The following is a 25983-nucleotide window of genomic DNA, read 5'->3' on the forward strand; positions in this document are numbered from 1 at the left end:
TCAGTCGTCGTCCGCGGCGAGCGGGACGGGGGAGAAGCGGTTGCCGTCGAAGTACAGGATCAGCGCGGTGCCGTCCTCCGGTCCGAAGGTGAGGGCCGTTCCGCCGGGGCCCAGCACCCGCACCGGTCGTCCGGTCCGCCGGGCCACCAGCGCGGCCAAGGTGGCCACGTAGTCGGGGGCGTCCGGGGCGGCCAGGAGCAGTTCGAGGCGCGCGGAGTCGGTCAGTCCGGCGTCGCCGACGGTCACCTGGCCGTTCTGGAGGATCGACTGCGCGCGCAGCGACTCGGTGAGCGCGCCGATACGGGCCAGGTCGTCGATGCTCACCGAGCTGTCGTCGTCCGGGAGCGGCGCGTCGTCCGGCACCCCACGGGACGCGACGTCCTGCCGCGCCCACGCGCGGAGCGCGCCGTGCGGATCGCGGGACCGGGTCCATGCAGGGGTGGCGCCGGAGTCGGTGAGCAGCCGGGAGAGCGAGCGGACGAACGAGTCGGGGCGCTCCCCACGGGACACCGGCTCTTCCTCGGCGGCCGGGTCTTCGTCGGATCCGGGTTCGTCGTCGGAATCCGGGTCTTCGTCGGATTCGGGTTCGTCGTCCGCTTCCGGGTCGTCCTCGGATTCGGGTTCGTCGTCGGACGACGCCGGGTCCTCCTCCGGGGCCGGCTCTTCGCCGGACGCCGGTTCGTCGTCGGATTCCGGCTCCTCCTCGGAGTCCGACGAGTCTTCCGGCTCCACGTCCGCCGCCCGTACCGGCGCCGGTCGCGTCCCCCGTCGTGGCCAGCCCGCGGGGGTGCGGGCGAACGAGCCCGTCGGCAGTGCCACCGTTCCGTCGCCCGCCGTCGTCCGTGCCGCCTCCAGCAGGGTCACCACGTCCGTCAGGCCGTTCTGGGCGTCGCGCTGACGTGTCGCCTGACGGGTCTGTTCGGCGAGGGCCGCGGTGACCTCGCGTTCGAGGGCGGTCAACGCCTCCTGCGCCTCGTCGCGGGCGGCGACCGCCGCGTCGTGCCGTGCCGTCGCCTCGGTGAGAGCCTCCTGGGCGGTCTCCTCGGCCCTCCTCGCCGTCCCGGCCGTCTCCCGCGCGGTGTCCAGCGCCCGGGCCGCCGCGTCCGCCGCGTCGCGGGCCATGCCGAGCCGGCGCTCGGCGTCCTCGGCGGCGTGCCGGGCGGCGTCGGTGGCGCGGCCGGCCGCCTCCGCCGCCGTCCGGGCCTCGGCCAGCGCGGCACGGGCCTGGTCCCGTCGGGTCGTGCGCCGGGAGACGGAACCGCTCGACGACGTACGGGACGACGTACTGGACGGTGCGCTGGACGACGTACTGTCCGTGCCGCGTCGGGGGGCGCCGGTGCGTGACCCGTCGGCCCGGGACTCCGCGTCCCGCGCCGCCTGGAGCGCGGCCTCCGCCGTCCGGAGCGCCTCCTCCGCCTCCCGGAGCGTCCGCCGTGCCGTCTCCGCGTCCTCGGCCGCCTCCGCCGCGCGGCGCGCGCGTTCGCCAACGTCGGCCGTCAGCTCGGTGACGCGGGTGCGCCGGTCGCGGTCCGCGCGCTCGGCCGCGGTGAGCGCCCGCTCCGCCGCCGTACGGGCGTCCTGGGCGTCGCCGGCGGCGGCGCGGGCATCGGCCAGCTCCCGCTCGGCCGCCGTCACCGGGGGACGGGACTCGTCCACCGTGCGGCGCGCGTCCGGCAGTCGGACCAGCAGGCCCGCCTCGGCCGCCCGTGCGGCCTCCTCCGCCCGCGCGGCCTCCTCCAGCGCGGTCACCTGGGTCCGCACGGCCTCCCAGCCGGGCTCGTGCTCCTCGTCCCCGGCGCGTTCCGGCTCCCCGTGCGCGTCGAAGCGGCGGAACCGCACCCCCGCGTCGTCGCGGAGCGCCAGCTCGACCGACCTCCCCAACAGCGCGGCCGTGCCCGAGGCCGCGTACACCGCGCGTGCCGTCTGCTCCGGTCCGCCGTCCACGGCGAACCACAGCTGCGGGGTGCCGTCGTCCCCGCTCGCCCGGACGCCGTCCGCCAGCAGCCCCGGCAGATCCCGCAGCGGCAGCCGCCGCCAGTCCCGCAGTACGCCGTCCGCCACCGCGTCCGCCGGGGCGCCCGCCGCGCGGACCCGGGCGTCGGCGGCCTCGCGGGCCAGCGCCGTACCGTCGAACACCCCGGCGTCCGTGCGGGCGCCGGTGACGCCGAGCCCCAGCACGTCACGCTCCAGCGGGCGCATCCGTACGGTGCCGGTCACGTACCGGACACCGTCCGGGCCGTGCACGGTGATCAGCGCGTCGGCGAGGATCTCGTGGCTGCGGGTGCCGCGCGCGCCCTCGGGGGCGCTGGTGTTGCCGTGCTTGAGCCAGTCCCGGCGGGTGCCGCCGACGCTCGCGCCCGGGCCGGGGGCCTGCGGCTGGCGGGCCAGCACCGGCACGGTGAAGTTGACGATCTGCCGGTTGTCGTCGGTCGCGCTGAGCCCGCCCTGCGCCGCGAGCCCGGCCGTGACGCCCGCCTGCGAGGAGGAGCCCGCGCTGAACGTGCTCAGCCGCAGCCGGTCCACCGTCACATCGCCGGTGTCGGTGACCGGACGCGGGCGGTACAGCTCCACCGAGAGGCGGGGCGGGGTGTCCGGCGCGCCCTGGAAGGGATAGGCGCCCGGCATCGTGGTGGTCAGGCCGGCCGGGCCCCGGGGGTGGTCGAGCGAGAGGGCGCCGGACTGGATCAGCTCGCCGACGCGCACCGCTGTTGCGTCCGCCGAGCCGGAGGTGGTCAGCGAGCGCCAGGACCGGGTCAGCGCCGGGGCCACCTCGCGCAGCGCCGTGGCCAGTTCGGCGCCGCCGTCGAAGGCGAACACCGGCGCCGGGCCGTGCGGTACGAAGCGGTCCCCGGTGACCGTGGGACGCGTGGTGTGCCGCGCCACCGGCACCGGCGGCTGCTCGGGTGCCGGGTCGGCCGTCTCGCTGCCGGTGAACCGCAGCGCGGCGGCGGTGTGCACGGTGGCCGACCGGGCCGGACGGCCACTGAACAGGTGCGTGATCCGGTCGGCGAGCGTGGCGTCCGCGTCGGTCAGGCTCAGCACGCCGTGCTGGAACAGGCTGCCGGGGAGGTCCAGCAGCCACTGCGCCGTCGGCGTCGAGCGGACCTCGGCCACCACCCGGTACGGCACGCCCTCGAAGTCCGCGGCGTTGTCGGTGCGCAGCCAGAAACGGTCCTCGGCGGCGCGGGTGGCGCGCACGGCGTTGCCGCGGGTCGTGTCGGCGCTCAGCAGCGCGCCCGCCCGGTCGGTGCGCGGCCCGCCGGTCGGCCGCGGGAACCGCGACTGGAGCTGGACGAAGCCGCCGTGCCGGACGCTGCGCGCGGTCCGGTCGGTCACCGCGGACGGGACGTGGGCCAGGAACTGCTCGATGCCCGCGCCCGACGCCACCGGGTGGCCGCGCAGCTGGCGCAGCGCGTGGTCGTCGGCGTCCGGTTCGGTGCGCAGGGTCACCTCCACCAGTTGGGCACCGCCGTAGCCGAGGTAGCGGAAGCGGAAGCGCTGCACGTGCCCCGGGCCGCGGCCCGCCAGGGTGCGCAGGCCCGCCGTCGAGGCCAGGTCCGCGACGCGGGTCGCCACGCCCGGCAGGTAGGCGGAGTGACCGGGCCGGGTCACCCCGGGCGCCTCCGCCTCCACCAGCGCCAGCAGCCGTTGCCGCAGTACGTCGGTGCGCCGCACCGACCGCGTCGCGTCGGTGAACTCGTCCACCGCCAGGACGCTGCCGAACCCGACCTCCCGGGAGGCCGTGAACCGGCGGGGCAGCGGCACCGAGTCCACCACCGGGTCCGGCACCGTGAGCCCGGCCACCCGCGCGAAGAACGCGGCGTGCCGCCGGATCTGGGCCGGCGTGGCCAGGAACCGCACGGCGTCCGGCAGATCCACGGCCACCGTCACGGCCCGGCTCTCGCCCTGCCCGAACGCGTTGCCGACGATGTTGCGCCGCCCCCGCCGGAACGTCACCAGCAGCGTCGCGTCGGCCGTGACGCGGTGCTGGGTGCCGCTCTCGGTGGCGGTGCGGTACGCGGCCGTCGTCGAGCCCAGCGCGCGGGACTGCTCGCGCCGGGCGGTGCGGGTGTAGCGCGCGGACGGGTTGAGGGTGCTGCCCGGCCGGGTCGCGGGCTCCCCGTTCCGCTCCGCCTGCTGCGGTTCGGCGCGGGTGACCAGTACGTCGTCGACGTCGTTGCCCGCCGCCTGGTCGGCGGCCGGGGACTGGGCCGACGAGGTGTTGCGGACCGCGCGGAAACCGCCCGCCCACTGCGCCGTGCGCGCCGCGCCCCGCTGCTGCGCGGCGCCGTCGGTGGCGCTCAGGCCGGTCTCGAAGTACTGCGCGAAGCCGTCCGTCGCCCGCGGCCGGCGCAGCGCACCGCGGATCTCCACGGACAGCACCTCGTCCGCGGCGAGCCCCGGCAGGGTCAGGCCCTCCACCACGTAGGCGCCCTTGAACACCTGGTGCCCGCGGGCCAGCAGGGCGGCGGGGCTGCGGGCGGCGGACAGCATCTCCGCCGCGACCGTGGTCGGATCGGTCGCCGCCGCGCCGGCCAGCGACTCGCCCAGCGCCCGCCCGGCCCGCGCCACCGGCGCCGGGGTCCGCCCGGCCACCGCGTCCCGGACGTCGTCCAGCAGTCCGCGCGCCGGATGGCCCGGGTAGGTGTTGCCCAGGACGGCCCCGAACGCCCGCTCCAGCGCGGCGGACGCCCGGAACACCTCCATGACCGCGTCGTCCGGGAGCAGCACCGTGTCCGGCAGCGGCGCACCGTGGTCGTCGGTCAGCGCGAGCAGGTCCCGGTCGGCCGGTGTGGCCGCGCGCAGCGTGGGCGCCGCGGGCGCCGCCGGCACGGGCGCGTCGGCGGGCAGCGTCCGGTGCGTCGGCACCGAGAGGCGCAGCGTGCCCGGCACCCGGTCCGGCGGCGGACCCTGCGGCGTGGCCGGCGCGGTGCCGTGCGGGACGTACGGCTGCTCCACCGTGTCGTGCGCGAACCGCACCGAGGGCTGGTCGCCCGGCCCCTCGTAGAGGTCCAGCGCCAGCTCGGCCGGCACCTCGAACACCTCGCTGCGCTGCCCGGCGCCGCTGCCGATGAACAGCTGGTCGTGGCCGACCGCCGACTGCGCGCTGTTGTCGTGCCGCACCTGGTGGCCGCGGACGTAGTCCCCGGTGCCGCCCAGCGTCCACGCGCCCCGCGGCAGCCCGAACGACCCGCCCCCGCCGTACGACACCCCGTAGGACGAGCCCCGGTGGTCGGTGCCCGCCGCCGACAGCGACGCCACGCCCATGCCCTGCACGTCCGGCAGCACCCGGGTGTGCACGCTCGGGCCCGCGCCCCGCACCGCGCTCAGCACCAGCCGCACCCGGCGCGACCCGGTCGCCGTCGGGACCTCCAGGAACAGCGAGTGGCCGCCGTCCACCATGGCGTCCGTGGCGGCCCGCTGCCCCACCTCCGACCGCGCCTGCTCGAACCGGCGCAGATTGTTCAACTGGGCCTGCACCAGCGCCTCGTCGGGCAGCACCCGGGTGCGTTCCTGGGTGTCGCCGGGCAGGAAGCCCTCGCGCCGCAGCCAGTTCTCGGCGTGAACGAACAGCGGTGCGGCGCCCTCCACGCCCAGCGGCGTCGCCGTGGTGCCCACCGACCGCAGGTGCTCCAGCTCGGCCGGCAGCCGCCGCAGCTCCTCCGCCGACGGCGCGTGCCCCCGGGCGTCCTCGGCGGTCAGCAGCCGCAGGTGCATGCCGCGCGGCCAGGCGTCCGCCGGCGCGAACTCCCGCCGCCCGCCGCCCGGCAGGTGCAGCACCAGCGTGTGCCGCACCGCGGCCGGTGCCAGCAGGTGGCTGCGGTTGCTGCGCACCGCGTGCATCAGCGCCGTACTGCCGCTCTGCACCAACTCCTCGTGCGTCCCCGCCTGCGCCGACAGCCGGCCCAGCACACCGCCGCCGGGCCGGCGCGCCGCGTCCGGATGCCCCCGCTCGCGGTCCGCGGTGAGCGCCGGACCGGCGCTGCCGGACAGGGACAGCCCGCTGCTGAACCGCGACTGGGAGTCCAGCTTGACCACCTGGGTCAGATGGCTCTCCAGGTTGATCTTCCCGGCCACGCTCCGCCGCAGCGGCGGGCCCACCTCCACCTCGGTACGGAGCTGGAACATGCCGATCGCGCGCCCCGACGTGTCCAGCAGGACCGGCGAGAACACACCCCGGTCCCGCTGCATCGGCAGCGTCCCCCGCAGCAGCGGCTCCGACAGGAACGTCTCCAGCTCGGCCGCCGAGTCCTCGTCCAGCGTGCTCAGTTCCGTACCGAAGAAGGCCAGCGCCTCCGCCAGCAGCCGCTGCGGTTCCGCCACCGTGTCCACGCCCCACACCGGCAGGTCGTCCAGGTCGGCCGCCTCCGGCAGCTCGCCCTCCTCGTCCCGCGCCAGGTGCTGCGGGAACCAGAACGTCACCGGCCCGTGCGTCCGCGCCGCGCCCCAGGTGACCGGCGGGGCCAGCCGCGGGGTGTCCACCCGCACCTCCCACGCCGCCTCGAAGTCGTACGGCTCCGAGGGCTCGTTGCTGCGCTGCGCCGACGTCGTCTGCACCACCGTCGTCACCGACGACGTCGACGAGAGCTGGTTCAGCGTCATCGCCAGCGTCAGCGCCACGTCGACCCCGCGCACCGGGATCGCCCGCGTCACCGGGAACAGCCCGGTCCAGGGCAGCAGCAGGGTACGGACCGTGCCCGACGCCTCCGCCGACACCGACTCCTGCGTACCGATGCCGCGCCGCTCCACCCGCACGTCCCGCTCGGCGCCCTCCGCCTGCCCGTAACGGGCCGCCGCCACCGGGTTCGCCAGCCGCATCCGCAGGTCGACCGTCCGGTCCCGGCCGTCCACCCGCAGGGTGATCCGGAAGCCCAGACTCCCGCGCAGGTAGGGCAGGTTGAGCACGAGCTGCTCGCCGCTCGCCACGGCCCGCAACTGCTCCCGCACCGGGTGCGTACCGGGCGCGTGCGCCAGCCCCAGCGCCGCCATCACCTGCTCGTGCAGCCCGTCGACCACCGCCGGCGGCAGCGGCTCCAGGTACACCAGGCCGACGTTGCCGTCGAGCTGGGCGCCGTAGGCGAGGACGTAGGTCGAGGACGGCGCGGGGGCGGGTGCTTGGGAGGTGGGCCAGGTGGGTGGGTCGGTGGTGGGGAGGGGGGTGGTGTCGGGGTTGGTGGGGGTGGCGTTTTGGGTGGTGTTGTGGCTGTGGTGGTGGTTGTGGAGGGATGTGTTGGTGTCGGTGGTGGTTTCGATGGTGGTGAGGTAGCGGAGGGGGATGGGTGTGGTGGGGGTGGTGGTGGCCATGAGGCCGTCGGTGTGGACGGCGGTGTTGTGGGGGTGGTTGCGGAAGAGGTGGTCGTTGTCGTGTTGTTCGTCGGGGAGGCCGAGGTAGTGGAGGAGTTCGTGGAGGAGTTGGGTGTCGGTGTGGTTGAGGTCGAGGTGGCGTTGGTTGGGTCGGGTGGGGTGGGGGGTGTGGGTGAGGGTGTTGGTTTCGGGGTGGGTGGGGTCGTTGATGAGGTTGATGTTGAGGTGGAGTTGGTCGCCGGAGGTGGGGAGGGTGTAGCGGTTGTTGAGGTGGGTGTCGGCGAGGTGTTTGAGGCGGGTTTGGAGTTGGGTGGTGTGGGTGGGGTTGGTGGTGGTGACGGGGAGGTTGAGGGTGTAGTCGCGGATCCATTGGCCGGTGGGGGCTTGGATGCGGCGGATCTGGGCGCGGATGAGGGTGGTGGTTCCGGAGAGGGTGCCGGGGCGGGGTGGGTTGGTGAGGGGGTCGGTGTGGGGGTCGAAGCGTTCGGTGTGGAGGGTGGTGGGTTGGGTGTGGGGGCGGAGGTGGTGCCAGGTGTGGGGGTGTGCGGGGTTGGTGGTGTGGGGTGCGGGTTGGTTGTCGTTGGGGTTGCGGTGGGGTGCGGGGCGGTTGCGGCCGGGGGGTTGGGTGCTGGGGGTGTCGTGGGGGCCTCGGGGGGCGTTGGAGGTGGTGTGGGAGGTGGTGTGGGAGGTGGTGTTGGTGGGCGTGGTCGTGGTGAGGGGGCCCGCGTCGCTCGCGCTGTAGTGGTTGCGTCCCGTGTAGTACAGCTCCATCGCCGGCACGGTGGCGTCGGTCCGGCCGTACGGCAGCACGATGCCCCGGGGGCCGCCGGTCGGGGTGAGGGCGGTGGCGTCCGACACCGGCTGGAAGACGTGGATCGGCACACCGAGGGTGTCGGCGAGCAGCGGCAGGAAGGCGTCGCCGACCGGGTTGTCCCACTCGTCCGACCAGTCGCGCACCGCCTGTTCGAGGGCGTTGGCCTCGGCCGTGGCCAGCGGTGCGGTGCTGCCGTGGTAGCGCGCGACAAGCAGGTGCCGGCGCTCGTCCGGTGACATCGTGGCGAGCGTCGGCAGCGCGTTGAGCGAGCGCAGGTAACCGTACATCTGGCGGTTGCTCGGCGGAGTGCCGGGCGGAGCCGGCGGCGCACCCGGCGCGGACACCGCCTGGAGGTAGCGGAACTGGAGGTCGTCCGGGTCCATGTCCTCGGCGCGGGTCACGCCCTGGATGTTGAACTGGGCCAGCCGCTCGTCGACCCAGCCGACGGGCGCGGTCGACGCCTGCGCCGCGAACTGCCCCACCAGGACGCCCCGGAGCTGGCCGAGCACCTGCGGCGACAGCGGGGCGGCACCGGCGCGGGCCGCCGCCAGCCGGGCCAGCACCAGGTCCTGCAACCGCCGGCGCGTGGCGCGCAGATGTCCGGTGCCCTGGTCGGTGGCCGCGGGGTTCACCGCGAGCGCCGTCAGCGTGTGCCGTACCTGGTCCGGACGGGCCAGCCAGGCGGCGGTCCCCGGATCGAGGGCGGGGCCGGCCTGCGTCAGGCGGTTGCCCACCACCTGGGGTGCGCTGCCGATGACCGCGTACAGCAGGCAGTAGCCGTCCCCGGGCGTCTGGACCTGGGCGCCGCGCGGGGCGACGTACGGCGAGGAGCCAGGGGGTGCCGGAGGTGTCGTGAGGGCCGTGGGGGGCTTCGGCGGAGCGAGCGGGGCCTTGCCCTTGGCGCCGGGCTTCGTTTTCGGGTTCGGCTTCGGCTTCGGGGTGGCCTTGGCCACCGGCGTCTTCTCGGGTGCCGCGCCCGGCGTGTGCGTCTGGCCGCCGGCCGGGAGGGGGGCGGGGCGGCCGTCGGGGTCGGGCCAGCGGGGCGGGACGGTGGCGAAGGTGGTGCGCAGCGACTGCTCGGGCGCGGGGGCGTCGTCCCGCACGGCACCGGCCAGGTCCGGCAGCGCGGCGGTGGCCGCCATCAGGTCGGCGGCGGCCCGGTGCTGCGCTGCGACGGCGGCGGCGAGCTGTCCCTCGCGGCGGGTGACCTTGCGCCCGGTGCGCTGTGCCCGCAGCCCCGCGCGGTTCTCCCGGAACTGGGCCACGCGCAGGTTCTCGGCGCGCCGGACCACGGCGGCGGCGTCCTTCCGGGCCGCGTCCTCGGCCCGGTCGCGGGCCTCTTCGGCGGCGCGGATGCCGGCCGGTGCGATCCCGATGACGCGCCGCGCCTCCGCCAGGGCCTCGCGGTCGGCCGTCAGCCGGCCGGTGGCCTGCTGGACGGCGGTCTCAGCGGCGGTGATCGCCGGGAGGACCGCCTGTACCCGGGGGTCGTCGGCTACGTCGGCGGCCGGTCGGCTGGAGCGCGGCGTCGTGGTGGAGACGCCGGCCTGCGGGCCGGGCGTGTCCTTTCCAACGGCTTTCCCGGCTTCCTTCCCAACGGGCTTCCCAACGGCCTTCCCGGCTTCCTTCCCGGCTTCCTTTCCGGCTGCCTTCGCGCGGGCCGCGCGCACCGCGTTCTCCGCCTCGGTCAGCCGGGCCAGCGCCGTCCGCAGGTCCGTGCGTCCCTGCGTCTCCTTGCGCTCGTTCGCGGCGATGACGGACGGCAGGGTGGCCGCCGTGCGCTGGGCGTCGGCGTACGACTTCTTCCGCCGGTCGACGAGGTTCTGGGCGTCCCGCGCGGCCCGCGCCGAGGTGGTGGCCCCGGTCCGCGCCCGTTGCAGTGCCCGCGTCGCCTCCGTCACCGCGCCCCGCGCCCGCCCGACCGCCTCCAGGGCGTCGGAGTGGGCGCGGTTGGCGTGCTGGAGGGAGGCGGTGAGGCGGGCCAGCCGGGCCGGGGTGTCGGAGAGGGTGTCGGCGGCGGCGTGCAGCCGCTCGGCCTCGGTGTGGAAGGGCGTCCACGCGGCCGTGAGAGCGGCGTCGGCGGTGACGAGGGCGCCGTCCGGGGCGAACTCCCAGCGGCGCACACCCGCCGCGTCCCGGGTCATCAGCTCGACCGGGCGGTTGCCCAGGACGGCGGCGCGGGACGCGCCGTAGAGGGCCTGGCCCAGCCGGGTGCCGTCCGGGTCGGCGCCGAGGGCCACCCAGAGCTGCACGCCCCGGTGGCCCGGTGTGAGCGCGGAGGTGAGGCGCTCGGCCAGGGCGTGCGGCTCGGCGGTGGCCCAGTCGGGGACGAGCGCGGGCAGGTCGCGGACGGCGTCCGGGGACTCGTCCGGGGCGATGAGGCCGTGGCCGAGCAGGTCGCGTTCCTCGACGCGGAGGGTGACGGTGCCGGTGACGTGGCGGGTGCCCGCGGGCCCCTCGACGAGCAGGTGCACGTCGGCGTCGACGGCGTAGCTGCGGGTGCCGCGGGCACCGCTCGCGGGCGCGGAGGTGGAGCCGGACTTCAGCCAGTCGCGCCGGCTGCCGGTGGTGGTGCCGCCGAACGCGGACGGCTGGGTCGGGCGCTGGGCGAGCGGCACCGTGAACCCGGCCAGGTGGTGGTTGGCGTCGTCGGCGCTGAGCAGCTCGGTGAAGGCGGTGGCGAGGGAGTGGTCGGCGCCGGCCGAGGTGCTCACCGTGTCGGTGGTGTTGTGCAGCTGGTCGAGGGTGACGTCGTCGGCGTGGGTGGCGCGGCGCGGGTTGTAGAGGGTGATCTCGATGGACGGCGCGTGCGCGGGCGCGCCCTCGAAGGGGCGGGTGCCGGGCATCCGCCGGGTGAGGTCGGCGGCCAGCCGGGTGCGGTCCAGGGAGATGCGGCCCGCCTGGACGAGCTGGCCGAGCCGGACCGCGCGGCCCTCCGCCGACACCGAGGTCAGCTGCGAGTGCCAGCGGCCGTCGGTCAGCGGCGCCACCTCGTTCAGCGCGGTCTCCAGGTGCCCCCAGCCGTCGAAGGCGAACGCCGGGGTCGGCCCCGCCGGGTGGAACATCTGGGCGTCGGCCAGGTACGGGGTGGCCGTCGGGCCGGTCCCGCGCACCCGGTTGCGCGGGTCGGTGGTGGACAGGGCGGACGGCGCGGTCACCGACGCCGGGGAGGTACGCGCGCCGGTCTCGGTGCCGGTGAAGCGCAGGGACAGCACGACCGGCACGCTGCGGGTACGCGGCTGCCCGCGCCGCAGCAGCTCGTCCATCCAGCGGCGTACGTCGCCGTCCGCGTCGGACCAGGCGATGACGCCGTTCTGCACCAGGCCGCCGAGCACGTTGGGCGGCCAGTCGGCGACCAGCGCCGAGCGTACGGAGACGACGTAGTCGTACTCCAGGCCGTCGAAGTCGGCGCCGTTGTCGGTGCGCAGCCAGAAGCGGTTGTCGGCGGTGGCCGCCCGCCGGGCCGACCTGCTGGTGGCCGCCTGCGGGGTGAACACCGGCGCCGCCCGGTCCACCTTGCCACCGTCCGCGCCCTGACCGGGGCGGCGGTAGCGGGTGGTGAGGCTGGCGGCGAGCTGCTTCTGCCGCACCGAGGCCCGGGTCGTGGTGCGGCCCGAGGAGGTGTGCGACTGCCACTGCTCCAGGCCCGAGCCGGGGCGCGAGGCGCCGCGCACGCCGGTCAGGTCCTGGGCGCGCCGCGGCACCGCAGTCAGCGTCACCTCGACGAGGCGCTCACCGCCGTACCCGTGGTGGCGGAAGTGGAAGCGGGTGGTGGCCCGCCGGGGCGTGCCGTCCGGACCGCGGCCGGGCAGTGCGCGCAGACCGCCGGTGGAGGCGAGCTGGGCGATCCGGGTGTGCACCCCGGGCTGGTAGCCGGGGTGCCCGGGGGTGGTCGAGCCGGGCGCCTCCCGCTCCACCAGGTCGAGCAGCGCCCGCCGCACCTGGCCGCGCCGCTCCCGGGGCCGGACCGGGCCGAGCGGGACGGCGCCGCTGTTCGGTCCGGACGACGGCACCGGCGCGGCGGTCGGTGTCTCGTACTCGACGACGGACGTGACACCGCCGAGGCCGAGCTGCCGGTCGCGGACGTACGACGACGGCAGCGGCGCCGTCAGCGCCGGGGCGGGCGCGGGGGCCAGCCCGGCCACCGAGCCCATCCAGCGGGCGTCCCGCGCGAGCTGGCCCTGCGTCATCAGGAACTGCAGCCCGTCCGGCACGTCCACGGCGTACGTGACCGGGTCGACGGTGCCGGGCTCGCCGGGGACGCCGCCCAGGACGTTGCGGGAACCCGCGCGGACCGTGACGAGGTAGGTGACGTCCGCGACGATCCGGTACAGCTGACCGCTCTCGGTGGGGGTGCGGTTGACGCCGGTGCTGGAGGCGAGGGTGTCCGCGGTGTCCGTGCGGGCGATGTAGCCGAGGCGTCCGGACGGGTTGAACAGCCCCTTGTACGACTTGCCGGTGGTTCCGGTGGTTCCAGTGGTTCCGGTGGTTCCGGTGGTTCCGGTGGAGGAGGCGGAGCCCTCGGTCTCGGGGCTGGTGTGGCCGGCCGCGTTGTCCGGTCCCGCGGGCACCGTCGGCGGGTTCTGCGTGAGCGTGCCCACGCCGCCGAACTGGTGCGACTTGCCGAGCGACTTGAGCTGCTGCGCGCTGTCGGTCGCCGAGACGCCGGTCTCCAGGTACTGCTTGGTGGTGTCGAGCAGGCGGGGCCGGTGGGCGACGGCCTGGATCTCCACCGAGTACTGGCCGTCCGCGACCGTCCCCGGCAGCGACAGGCCCTCCACGACGTAGGAGCTCTTGAAGAGGGCGTGCCCGTGCGCGACCAGGCTGCCCGGGGTGAGCGCGGCGTGCCGGATCTCGGCGGCCCGGGTGCGGGGGTCGGCGAGACCGTGCCCGGCGAGGGGGGAGAGGCGGACGCCGGACGGGGTGGCGGCGGTGCCGGTCGCTGCGGGGGTGGTCGCCGTGCCCGGGTTCGGGGCCGTCACCGGCAGGATCGGTCCGCCGGCCGGCGCGGCCGTCGGCGGTGTGTTCGCCGTCTCGCGGCGGATGTCGCCGGCTCCCCGCTGGAAGGCCGACTCGATGGCGGCGGAACCGCGCACCGTGTCGATCAGCGCGTCGTCGGGGACACGCACCAGCTCCGGACGGGGAGTGCCGGCCGCGTCCGTGCCGTCCAGGCGGGCGTGGTCGGTGGCGTCGGGGCGCCGCGGCACACCGTCCCGGCGCGGCGCGGGCGACGCCGGTGCGCCGCTCGGGGACGGCGCGTGGGTACGGCCGTGAGGCACCGCCAGCCGCAGCGTCCCGGCGACCGTCGGCGGGTTGGGGGCCGGCGGCGCGGGCGGTGCTCCGGGCGCGGGCGGTGCCGGGGCGGGCGCGGGGTTCTGCCCGAACCGCTCCGTCGGCCGGTTGCTGTCGTCCGCGTACAGGTCCAGGCCCAGCCGGACCGGCACCTCGAAGTCGTGGCTGTCCTGCCCGGTGCCGATGTAGAACTGGTCGTGCCCGGTCGCCCCGCCCACGGTGTCCCCGTGTGTGACCTGGTGGCCGTACTGGTAGTCGCCGCCGAATCCGATCGAGCCCCAGCCGCCCAGCGGAGCGGTGACACTGCCCGTCGGGCCGAGCGCGCCGCCGTAGGACTCGCCGCGCTGCTCGGTGTCGCTGCCGGCCGCCTGGGCCAGGCCCATGGTCTGGATGCCGGGCAGCATCCGGCGGTGGACGGTCGCCCGGGCGGCGTCCCGCTCGGCGGTGAGCAGCAGCCGGACGCGGCGGACGCCGGTGTCCGTGCTGTTGGGCACCTCGAAGTGCAGGGCGTGCCCGCCGTCGACCATGGCGTCGGTCGCGGCCCGCCGCCCGGTGCGGGACCGTGCCTCGCGCAGCCGGCGCAGGTTGTTGAGCTGGGCGTGCAACCGGATCTGGTGCTCCGGCTCATGGTCCCGGACCGTCTGCCGCAGCCGTCCGCCGAGCCCGCCCGGCCCGTCGGCCGTCGCCGCGGCGGGCGGCAGGAAGCCCTCGCGGCGCAGCCACCGCTCGGCGCGGTCGAACAGCACGTCCGTGCCGGTCACGTCGAGCGGCGCCGCGCTCAGGCCGATGCCGTCCAGCCGCTCCAGCGCGTCCGGCAGCTCCCGGACCTCGTCCCCGGCCGGCGGGTGCCCGGTGGCGTCCGCCTTGCTGAGCACCCGGAGGTCCATGCCGTGTCCGTGGGCCAGCGGCGGCGCCGCGGTCTCGGTGCCGTCGGGCCGGATCAGGGTGACCTGGTAGGTGACGGCGGCCGGGGCGAGGAGATGGCTGCGGTTGGTGCGGATGGCGTGCATCGTGCCCGAGGCGGAGCCCGCACCGTAGGTGTTGGTCACGGCCGCCGTGGCCTGGCCGCGCAGGCCGAGGTTGCCGCCGATCACCCGCGAGGCGTCCGGGTGGCCCTGCCGGTGGTCGGCGGTGAGCGCCGCGGCCCCGGAGCCGGTGAGGGCGACGCCGCTGGTGTACTTCGAGGACAGGTCCACCTTCGAGGTGTTGACCAGGTGGCTTTCGAGGTTGATCTGACCGGCGGTGCTCTGCCGCTGCGGGGTGCCGACCGTGGGCGTGGTGACGAGGTGCAGCATGCCGACGGCGTTGCCGGAGGCGTCGGTCAGGACAGGCGAGTAGAGCCCGCCCTCCAGTTGCATCGGCAGCGTGCCGCGCAGCACCTGCTCGGAGAGGAAGTCGGCGACCTGCCCGGCGGCGGCCTCGTCGAGGTCGGCGTGGAAGGACCGGTGCACGTGCTCGTACAGGGCCCGCGGGTCGATCACCGAGTCGACGCCGTACAGCGGCAGGTCGGCCGGCGCCGCCGGGGCGGGCAGCGAGCCGGGCGCCGGGTCGGCGGTGGTGAGGTGGCGCGGGAACCAGATGGTCGTCGGCCCGTGCGTCCGCGGGGTGCCCCAGCCGTCCGGAGCGGGCGCGGTCGTGGCGCCGGCCGGTGCCGTGGCGGCGGGCGGCGCGGTGACCGCGGGCGGCGCGGTGACCGCGGGGGCGTCGACGCGGACCCGCCAGACGGTCGTGAACTCCACCGGGTCGGACGGCTCGTTGGAGCGCTGGGCGGAGGTCGTCTGCACGATGTGCGTGACGGTGGTGGAGTCCGACGCCTGGTTGTGGGTGACCGCGCCCGACAGCGTGCCGTCCACGGCCCGCACCGGCGTCGGCGCGCCGACCGGAGCGGAGGCGATCCACGGCACCGTGAACGTCCGGTAGGTGCCCGACGGCTGCCCGGAGAAGTTCTCCCGGGTGCCGATGCCGCGCCGCTCCACGTGCTTGTCGGGGTCACGCGCGTCGAAGCGGCCCTGGCGCAGGGAGGCCCGGGGGTCGGACAGGGTCAGCTGTACGTCGACGGTGCGGTCCCGGCCGTCGACGCGGACGGTGACGCGGTGGCCGCCGTTGGCCCGCAGGTACGGCAGGTTGAGGGCCAGGCTCTCGCGGCCGAGCCGGTCCCGCACCTGGTCGCGCACCGACTCCGGAGGATCGTCGGGATCCAGGCCGAGCGCCTCGTACACCTGCCGGTGCAGCCCCTCGGCGACCTCCTCGGTGAACGGCTCCGGATACACCAGCCCGACCTTGCCGTCCGGGACCGATCCGTAGGTGTTCACGTAACTCGACGGCAGCGGTGTCCGCGCGGACGGGGTGGCCGTGGGTGCTTGTGAGGTGGGCCAGGTGGGTGGGTCGGTGGTGGGGAGGGGGGTGGTGTCGGGGTTGGTGGGGGTGGCGTTGTGGGTGGGGTTGTGGTGGTGGTTGTGGAGTGTGGTGTTGGTGTCGGTGGTGGTTTCGATGGTGGTGAGGTAGCGGAGGGGGATGGGTGTGGTGGGGGTGGTGGTGGCCATGAGGCCGTCGGTGTGGACGGCGGTGTTGTGGGGGTGGTTGCGGAAGAGGTGGTCGTTGTCGTGTTGTTCGTCGGGGAGGCCGAGGTAGTGGAGGAGTTCGTGGAGGAGTTGGGTGTCGGTGTGGTTGAGGTCGAGGTGGCGTTGGTTGGGTCGGGTGGGGTGGGGGGTGGGGGTGTGGGTGTGGGTTGCGGGGTGGGTGGGGTCGTTGATGAGGTTGATGTTGAGGTGGAGTTGGTCGCCGGAGGTGGGGAGGGTGTAGCGGTTGTTGAGGTGGGTGTCGGCGAGGTGTTTGAGGCGGGTTTGGAGTTGGGTGGTGTGGGTGGGGTTGGTGGTGGTGACGGGGAGGTTGAGGGTGTAGTCGCGGATCCATTGGCCGGTGGGGGCTTGGATGCGGCGGATCTGGGCGCGGATGAGGGTGGTGGTTCCGGAGAGGGTGCCGGGGCGGGGTGGGTTGGTGAGGGGGTCGGTGTGGGGGTCGAAGCGTTCGGTGTGGAGGGTGGTGGGTTGGGTGTGGGGGCGGAGGTGGTGCCAGGTGTGGGGGTGTGCGGGGTTGGTGGTGTGGGGTGCGGGTTGGTTGTCGTTGGGGTTGCGGTGGGGTGCGGGGCGGTTGCGGCCGGGGGGTTGGGTGCTGGGGGTGTCGTGGGGGCCTCGGGGGGCGTTGGAGGTGGTGTTGGACGTGGTGTGGGAGGTGGTGTTGGTGGGCGTGGTCGTGGTGAGGGGGCCCGCGTCGCTCGCGCTGTAGTGGTTGAGCCCCAGGTAGTGGACCTCCACGACCCGGCCGGCGGTGGGTGAGCCGACGCGGGTCACCGTGCCGAGGCCCGTGGAGGCATCGGGCCGCAGCACCTCCACCGTCAGGTCCAGGGTGTCGGCGAGCAGCGGCAGGAACATCTCGCCCTGGTTGGTCTGCCACGAGGTGGACCAGTTCCGCACCGCGTCCAGCGCGTGGGCCATCTCGTCGTCGGTGAAGGGCCGGGTGCTGTCGGCGTAGGAGGAGTCGACGACGGCCCGCAACTGGGCGTCGGTCAGATCCTCCAGCGCGGGCAGACGGCCGGTGTCCCGCAGGTACGCGAACATCGTGCGGACGCCCGGGTCGGCCGGGACGTCCGTCTCGCCCTCCGCCTCCAGCGCGGCGCTGTAGCGGGCGACGAGATCGTCGTTGATGTCCTCCGGCGACCGCACCCCGTCGATGCCGTACTGCCGGGCGACGGCGTCGAGTTGGGCCCGGTCCATGGTGGCGGTCCACTCGGTGAACCGCTGCGCCAGCGTACGGCGTACCTGGCCCACGACGTCCTGCGGCAACGGCCGTCCGCCCTGCCGCGCGTCGCGCAGCCGGCGCTCCGCCGCCGCGCGCAGGTGGTCGGCCGCGATCAGCAGGTGGGCGCGGGCCTGCCGGGCCGCGGGGGAGGTGTCGCCCTGAGCGGTCTGGACGAGTCCGGCGCGCACGGCGTCCGGGTTGCCCAGCCAGGCGTAGGTCTGCGGGGCCGTGGTGCTCAGCCCCGGCAGCCGGTCGCGCACGCGCTGCGGGTCGGTGCCGATGAAGGTGTACAGGATGCACCGGCCGTCGCCGGGCGTGAGAACGGAATCGCCGCGCGGGGCACGGACCTGGAAGGGTTCGGGCGGTGGCGGCACGACGCCCTCGGTGCCGGTGTCCCCGGTGTCGGTGCCCTCGTCCGCGTCCTGGTCGGAGGCGTCGTCGTCCTTCGGCGGAGTGTCCTTCGGTGGGGCCGGGGGCGGTTCGGGCACCGTGAGGGCGGTCTCCGCCTCGGAGTGGCCGTCGTCGGTGGTTGCGTCGGTGGTGTCGGTGCCGGTGTCGGTGTCGGTGTCGGTGGAGGTGTCGTCGTCGGAGGTGTCGCTGTCCTGCGGCGTCGCCGGGACGTTGCCGGTGGACGGGCCCGCTGCGCGGGGGAGTCCCGAGCCCGGCCGGCGCGCGGGAATGGAGGCCAGCGTCGTGTGCGAGGAGGGCAGTGCGGCGGGGCCTGCGGACAGCACCGGCCCGGACACGCCGGGCAGCGTGGTCTCCGCGGCCGCTCGCCGGGCGGCGGCGTCGTCGCGTCGGCCGAGGGCGTTGTCCAGCGCGGTGTCGATCTCGCCGAGCCGCTGCGCGGCCCGGTCGTGCGACTCCTGCGTGTCCTGGAGGGCCAGGGCCGAGTCGTCGGCGCGCCTACGCTTCTCGCCGGCGGTGGCGCGCAGGTCCCGCGCGGTGTCCTGGAGACCGGGGCGTCGTTCCTGTTCCCTCTGCAGGGCCGCCCTGTCCCGGGCCAGGGAGGTCACGGCCTGCCGTAGGTCCGCACGGTTCTGTGCCAACCCGGTACGCAGTTCGCTCAGTTCGGAGACCAGTCGGTCGACCTCGGCGGTGGCCGCGTCGATCCGGGCGGTGAGCCGGGGATCGACGGCGGGCGGCGCCGGGCTGGAGCCCTGGTCTGCCGTCTCCGATGACTCCGCGGTCTCCGGTGACTCCGCCGTGTCCGCGGTCTCCGCCGTCTCCGCGCTCTCCGCTGTCTCCGCTGTCTCCTCTGATCCGGCCGTCGCGTCAGCGGCCTGGGCGGTCAGGTCGGTCAGGTGCGCGCGGGCCGTGTTCACCTGCTGGTCGAGACGCGTCTCCTCGCGCTCGCCCCGGGCGACGGCGTCGGCCAGCGTGTCGATCGTGGGGCCGGCGTCGGTGATGGCCGAGGTCAGTGCGTCGATACGGTTGTTCAGGTCGCGGAGGTCCCGCTCGGCGCGGGCGGCGTCGGTCTCGGCGTCGGTGGCCGTCGCGTCGGTCTCGGCGGCGTCGGTGCGGGCGGCGTCGAGTGCGATGACCGCCTCGGACAGCGTGTCCGCCGCGTCGGGGCGCAGGTCCCGCAGCTCACGTTCGTCGGCGAGGGCCTTCTCGTGGTCGGCGGCGGCCCGGTCCAGGTCGGCGGCGACGGCCTCGAAGCCGCTCCAGGCCCGGGCCAGGGCCGGGTCTCCGGAGGGGGGTACCGTGCCGTCCGTCCCGGGGGCCGGGCCCGGGGACGTGGTCAGGGTGCCGTCCGGGTCGAACGACCAGATGCGCAGCCCCTCCGGACCGCGCGTGACCAGCTCCACCGGGTGGCCGGTCAGCCGTGCCGTACGGGAGGCCCCGTAGAGGGCGAGGGCCAGCCGGGAGCCGTCCGGATCGGTGCCGGTGGCCAGCCAGAACTGATAGCCGTCGTCCTCCGGGTCGAGCCCGGCGACGAGGGCCGACGGCACGTCGTGCACCGGCGTCGACGCCCAGTGATCCGGCCCCGCGCCGGTGTGCTGGTCCAGCAGCGCCGGCAGGTCGTACACCCTGGGGCGGGGGCGGGGCACGGTGATGCCGTGCCCCAGCGCGTCGCGCTCCTCGATGCGTAGGGTGGCGGTGCCGGTGACGTGCCGCACGCCGTCGGGCCCGGAGACCTCGATGTGCACGTCGGCACGGACCTCGTAACTGCGGGTGCCGCGCCCGCCGTCGGCGGGGAGGCTGGTGCTGCCGGTCTTCAGCCAGTCCCGGCGCGTGCCGGACACGTTGCTGCCGAAGTTGCTCGCGTCCACCGGCCGTTGCAGCACCGGCGGGGTGGCGCCGAGCAGGTTGCGGTCGGGGTCGTCGGCGCTCAGTACGAACGGCAGGGACAGCCCGGCGGTGGTGTCGCCGCCGGAGACGGTGCTGTCGCTGTCGAGGGTGACGCGCAGCCGGTCCATGGCCACGTCACCGCCGTCGGTGACCGGCCTCGGCCGGTACAGCGACACCGTCAGGGTGGGCGGCACCGGGCCGTCCGACAGCGGGAACGCGCCCGGCATCGACGACAGCATGCCGCCCGTCCGGCGCGGGGTGTCCAGCGTGACGGAGCCGGCCTGGAGGAGTTCGCCCAGCCGGACCGAGGCGTTCTCGTCGGACTGGGAGGCGGGCACCGCGCGCCAGCCGCTGCCGGTCGCCGGGGCCACCTGGTCGAGCGCCGTGTAGAGCTGGTCCCAGGCGTCGAAGCCGTACACCGGCACGTTGCCGGTCGGGTGGAACAGCTCCGTGTCGTGCAACGGCGCCCGGCCGTTGTAGGCCAGCCGGGGGTCGACGGACGACACCGAGGCGACCACCGGGGCCCGGCCGTCGTCGGCGGGTTCGGCGCTCTCGCTGCCGGTGAAGCGCACGCTGACCAGGGCCGGAACCCGGGCCTGCGCGCCGAGTTCACCGGAGAGGGTGCGGCTCAGCCAGCTCCGGGTCGTGGCGTCGGCGTCGTCCCAGGTGATGACCCCGCGCTGGATCATCGCGCCGAGCACGTTGGGCGGCCAGTCGGTGACGTACGTGGAGCGGACCGTGGCGGTGAACTCGTAGGCGAGGTCGTCGAAGTCGGCGGCGCTGTCGGTGCGCAGCCAGTACCGGTCCTCTGCGGTACGGCCCCGCTTGTCCACCTTGCTGGAGACCGACGCCACCTGCACGGAAGGACCGAGCCGGTCCGTGCGGTCGTCCATGTCGGGGCGGGTGAAGCGGGCCAGCGGGTTGCCGGTGAAACGGTGCTGCCGGCTCGTCGTGTTGGTCGTCTGCCGGCCCGCCGCCGTGTGCGAACCCCAGTTCTCGATGCCGGACTTGTCGCTCGGTACCGCGGTGCCGCGCCGTGCGGCCCGGTCGGCGACGCTCGTCGTGGGGCGGGCCGAGAGCGTGACCTCGATCAGGGAGGCACCGCCGAAACGGTGGTGCCGGAAGCTGAACCGGACCTCCCGGCCGCCGCGTCCGATCAGCGCCCGCTTGCCGGCGACGCTGGTGTGGTCCGCGATCAGTGCGGCGACACCGGGCAGGTAGGAGGCGTGGTTGGGGGTGGTGATGCCGGGCGCGAAGCGGTCGACGAGCTGCCGCACCTCGCGGTGCAGCCGGCCGCGCTGCTCGGGCGGTGCCGTACGGTTCGCCGTGCCGGCCGTGTCTGCCGTGTCCGTCGTGTCCGTCGTGTCGGCCGTGTCGGTCGTGTCGGTTCCGGTCGTACCGTCGGTTCCGGCCGGACCGTCGGTTCCGGACGTGCCGTCGGTTCCGGTCGTGCCGTCCGTGGCGGTCGGGGCGAGTTCGGTCACGGAGGTGACCGTGGCCAGGCCGAGCGTGCCGTTGCGGATGTACCGGCTGGGCAGCGGCGGACTCTCCAGACCAGCGGGCGGCACGTCGGCGGGCAGCCCCACGACGCCGCCCATCCAGCGCCGGTCACGCCGCAGCTGGCTCTCGGTCATCAGGAACTGCAGGCCGCGCGGCACGTCCACGGCGAGTGTGACGGCCGGTGAGGGGCCGTAGCCGACGGTGTTGGCGAAGACGTTGCGGTGCCCGGAGCGGACGGTGATCAGATAGGTGACGTCGGCCGTGATCCGGTGCTGGAGGCCGGACTGGGTGGGCACCCGGTTGGTCACCGTCGTACTGATCAGAGTGTCCGACTTGTCTGTCTTACGGTCGTACTGGTAGCGCCCGGACGGGTTGAAACGGGACGGCTTGCGGGTTTCGGTGCCGGTGGGCTGCGCCGTGGACGAGCCGCTGTCCGGGTTCGGCTCCGGGTCGGTGGCGGGGCCGGCGGGCGACGACGGGTTGTTCTGCGTCAGCGTGCCGGCCACACCGAACCCGTGGGTCTTCGAGAAGCCCTTGGACTGCTGCGCCGAGTCGACGGCGGAGATGCCCGTCTCCAGGTACTGGCTGACGCTCTGCGCCAGCCGGGGCGTGTGGGCGACGGCCTGGATCTCCACCGAGAGCTGCCCGTCCGCGCCGAGACCGGGCAGTGTCAGCCCCTCCACCACGTAGGTGCCGCCGAAGATCTGGTGCCCCCGGGCCACCAGCGACCCGGGGGAGAGCGCCGTCGTACGGGACTCGGCGGCCACCGTGGTGCTGTCGTGGGGCGCGTTGCCGGTCAGCGAGCTGCCCAGGAAGCCGGTGAACCGGTTGAACAGGGAGGAGACCGTGCCGGGTGCGGGGGCCGGCACGCTGCTCGTCGACGACGCTGTCGAGGTGGTCGAGGTGTCCGTCACCGCGTCGGGGAGGTTGCCGGTGACGATCCGTCCGAAGGCGTCCTGGAGTGCCGCCGAGCCGCGCACCACGTCGATCAGGGCGTCGTCCGGTATGCGCACCACGTCGCGGCGCGGCCGGCCGGAGGCGTCTGTCATGGCCATCCGGTCGGTGTCCAGCGTGGTCACCGGGCGTACGGTGTGCGGCTCACCGGTGGGCGCCGCCTCCTCGGTGGGCACGGTCCGGTGGTGTGGCACGGCCAGCCGGACGGTGCCCCGTACGCCGTGCGGCGCGGGCTCCGGGCCGGCCTCCAGGTCGGCGGGGTCGCGCGGCGCGGGCGCCGGGGAGGCGAAGCGGACCAGGGGGTCGGAACCGGCGCCCCGGTAGAGGTCGAGGGTGAGCCGGGCCGGCACCTCGAACTCGTGGGCGTCCTGCCCGGTGCTGATGAAGAACTGGTCGTGGCCGACGGTGGTGACGGTGGTGTTCCCGAGCGAGCCCTGCCCGGTCCACTGGTAGTCGCCGCTGCCGCTCAGGGTCCACTGCGCGTGCGGTGTGGGAATGCTGGGCCCGCCGCCGAAGCCGGCGCCTCCGCCATAGGTGTTGCCGAGGCGGGCGTTGCCGCCGCCCGCGGCCTGCGCCACGCCCTCCACCTGGATACCGGGCAGCACCCTGGCGTGCCGCACCGGCCGCTCCGGGTCACGGGTCGCCCCCAGCACCAGCCGCACCCGCTGCCGCCCCGTCACCGAGGGGACCTCCAGGAACAGCGAGTGCCCGCCGTCCAGCACCGAGTCGGTCGCGGCCCGCAGCCCGAGCTGGGACCGCAGCTCGGCCAGACGCCGCAGGTTGTTCAACTGTGCCTGCACCAGCGTCTCGTCGGGCAGCCTGCCCCGGCTCGGCGCGGTCGACGGCGGCGGCAGGAAGCCGTTGTCGCGCAGCCAGGTCTCCGCCTCGTCGAACAGCGTGTCCGCGCCGTCCACCCCGAGCGGCGCGACGGACTGCCCCACCGACTCCAGCGTCGCCAGCTCGTGCGGCAGCGCGCGGACCTCCTCCTCGGCCGGGGTGTGCCCCCGGGCATCGTCCGCGCTGAGCATGCGCAGGTCCAGGCCGTGCCGCCAGTTCCCCGGCGTGTAGGCGGACTCGCTGCCGTCCGGCCGGATCAGGGTGAGGGTGTACGAGACGTCCGCCTCGGTCAGCAGGTGGCTGCGGTTGGTGCGCACCGCGTGCATGGTGGCCGCCAGCGCACTGGTGCCGAACGCGTTCTGCGCGCCGAGCTGGCCGGTGAACCGGCCGGAGAAGGTGCCGCCCAGGCTGCCGGTGGCATCCGGGTGGCCCTTCGTCATGTCAGCGGTGAAGGACGGTCCGAGACTCCCGGTGAAGCTCACGCCGCTGTTGAACGACGTGTTCTGGTCGTTCTTGACCGTGTTGACGAGGTGGCTCTCCAGGTTGATCTTTCCAGCGATGCTCTTGGCCACCGGGGTGACCGGCGTGACCCGGGCGTCGAGCCGCACCATGCCGACGGCCCGGCCGCGCGCGTCGGTGAGCACCGGCGAGTACAGCCCGCCGTCGCGCTGCATCGGCAGCGTGCCGCGCAGCACCGGCTCGGAGAGGAAGTCGGCGAGCTGGGCCGACGCCGTGGGGTCGAGGTCGGCGCGGAAGTGTTCGGCGGCGCCCTCGTACAGCCGCCGCGGGTTCAGCACCGAGTCCACGCCGTAGATCGGCAGGTCGTCGAGGTCGGCCGGGTCTGGCAGCTCCTCGGTGGGGTCGGCGTCGGCGTCCACCAGGTGCTGCGGGAACCAGATCGTCACCGGCCCGTGCGGCTGCGCGGGACGCCAGTCCGTGGCCGGGTCGGGGGTGGCACCGGGAACGGGCGGCGCGTCCACGCGCACCTGCCAGTTGCCGGTGAAGTCGTAGGCCCGGGACGGTTCGTTGCTGCGCTGCGCGCTGGTGGTCTGCACGACCTGGGTGACGGTGGTGGAGCCGTCCGCCTGGTTGTGGGTGAGCGTCGCGGACAGGCCCATGTCCACCGAACGCACCGGGCCCGCCGCCTCGACGGGCACCGAACCGGTCCACGGCACCGGAATGGTCGAGTACGTCCCGGACGGCTGCGCCGAGACGATCTCCCGGGTGCCCTGTCCGCGCCGCTCCACGTGCTTGTCGGGGTCGCTGGTGTCGAGCGCACCCTGCCGCGCGGACGGCCGGGCCTCGTCCAGGGCCAGCCGTACGTCGACGTCCCGGTCGGCGCCGTTCACCCGCAGGGTGATCCGGTGGCCGCCCGCGCTGCGCAGGTAGGGCAGGTGGAGCGCCAGCTGCTCGGCCGACAGGACGTCCCGCAGCTGGGTGAGGACCGGGTCGCCGTCGCGCGGGGCGGGCCGGCCCAGCGCGGCGACGACCTGCCGGTGCACCGCGTCCACGACGTCCGGCGCGAACGGCTCCACGTGCACCAGACCCACCTGGCCGTCGTGCCGCCGCCCGTAACCGCCGAGGTAGGAGGGGCGGGGGCCGTCGCCGGCCGGGGTCTCGGGCAGTGGCGCGGTGTCGCCCTCGGGGGAGGTGACGGTGAGGACCGGCACCTGCGGCGGCAGGTCGGGCGAGACGTCGGTGGTGGTGGGGGAGAGGGACGGCTCGCCCGTGGTGTCCGGCGCCGGGAGATCGGTGAGGGCGGGAGCGGTGTCCGGTGCCGGGGGGTCGGTGAGGGTGGGAGTGGTGTCCGGGACGGGCGTGGACGTCGTCGCGACCGGAACCAGGGGAATCGCATCAGGGTCGGCGGTGACGTCGGCGGGCGGGGCGGCGGGGACGACCGGGACGACCGGAGCGGGCGGATCGGCGCCGTGCTGCGCGGCGACCGGGACGGGCGCGGGGGTGTCGCGACGGCCGCCGCCGGGGCGGTCGTCGGCGGGGTCGCCCACCAGGGCGCCGACGAGCTGGAGGTGGCGGGGCCGCAGCCCGCCGGGCTGGTACGGCGCCGCCGGCTCGGGGACGGGGGAGCCGGTGACGGCGGAGTGGTCGCCCATGAGGCTGTCGGTGCCGGCCCGCTGCGGTGCCGCGGGGTCGAGGCCGCTCTCGTCGCGCAGGCCGAGCTGGTGGCCTATCTCGTGGGCGAGGTCGGAGTCGGAGATGTCGACGGGCCACGAGTGGTGGGTGGCGGGCACGCCGTCCGCCGGGTCGGTGAGGGTGACGTCGAGGTGCGCCGTCTCGCCGGGCGCGGCGGGGACGACGGTGACGTGCAGCCGGCTGCCGTCGGGCAGCAGGTGGCCGGGGGCGTTGAAGACCCGCTCGACTCCGGCCCCGAGCCGCTCCAGCACCCCGTCGACCTGCGGCCCGAGTCCTGGGTCGCCGGTGACGCGGTAGGTGACGGTGAGATCGGTGACGGGTTGTCCGTCGTGGGTGAAGCGCCGTACGTCGAAGGAGGCACGCACCACGTACTGGGTGGCCCTGCCGTCCGGACCGACGGGCTGGGAGACGGGGTCGACCCAGGTGTGGCTCCGCGTGGACGGCACGGACGCGGCCCGCGCGTCGGCGAAACCGCCGGGCTGCGGGGCGGGGGTCGGGGCCGGGAGCGGAGTCAGGTCTACGGCGGCGTTGGAGAGCGGGGCTGGTGCCGGTGCCGGTGCCGGTGCCGGTGCCGGTGACTGGTCCTGGTCCTGCTCCTGGTCCTGGTCCTGGTTCTGGTCCTGCTCCTGGTTCTGGTCCAGGTTCGGGTTCGCGTTCGCGTTCGGCGCGGAGTCCGGCTTCGGGAGATCGGAGGAGGTCACGGGCGGGGCGACGACATCCGTGATGCCGTCCTCCATGTCCGGCACGGTCAGCTCGGTGCCGTCCGAGGTGTCGCTCTGCGCGTCCCAGAGGTCACTCAGGTCGGTGACGTCGCTGTCGGTGTCGCTGTAGGGGTCCGGATCGGAGTCGGACTCGTTGCCACCGTCGATGGCTGCGCTGGTGTCGGTGTCGGCCCCCTGACCCGGGCTCGTGGTGCGCGGGTTGCCGGTCCCGTGGGGTTGCTGGACGGTGCTGACCGGTGTGGGTGTGTCGCTGGTCGTGGTCGTGGTCGGCGGGGTCTGGGAGGCCGGGCCGGTGTGCGTGCCGGTGGTGGTGTT

General features: G+C 75.2%; 1 protein-coding gene. It reads right to left on the minus strand.

Annotation, left to right across the window (positions count from 1 at the left end; translation table 11 throughout):
• A complete protein-coding gene (locus tag ACIQR3_RS33435) occupies positions 1-25683 on the minus strand; it encodes a hypothetical protein (protein ID WP_403544670.1) in 25683 nt (8560 codons plus the stop codon).
• Positions 25684-25983: the final 300 nt, after the last annotated feature.

The sequence above is a fragment of the Streptomyces sp. NPDC090994 genome (genome assembly GCF_044768905.1).
Lineage (GTDB): Bacteria > Actinomycetota > Actinomycetes > Streptomycetales > Streptomycetaceae > Streptomyces.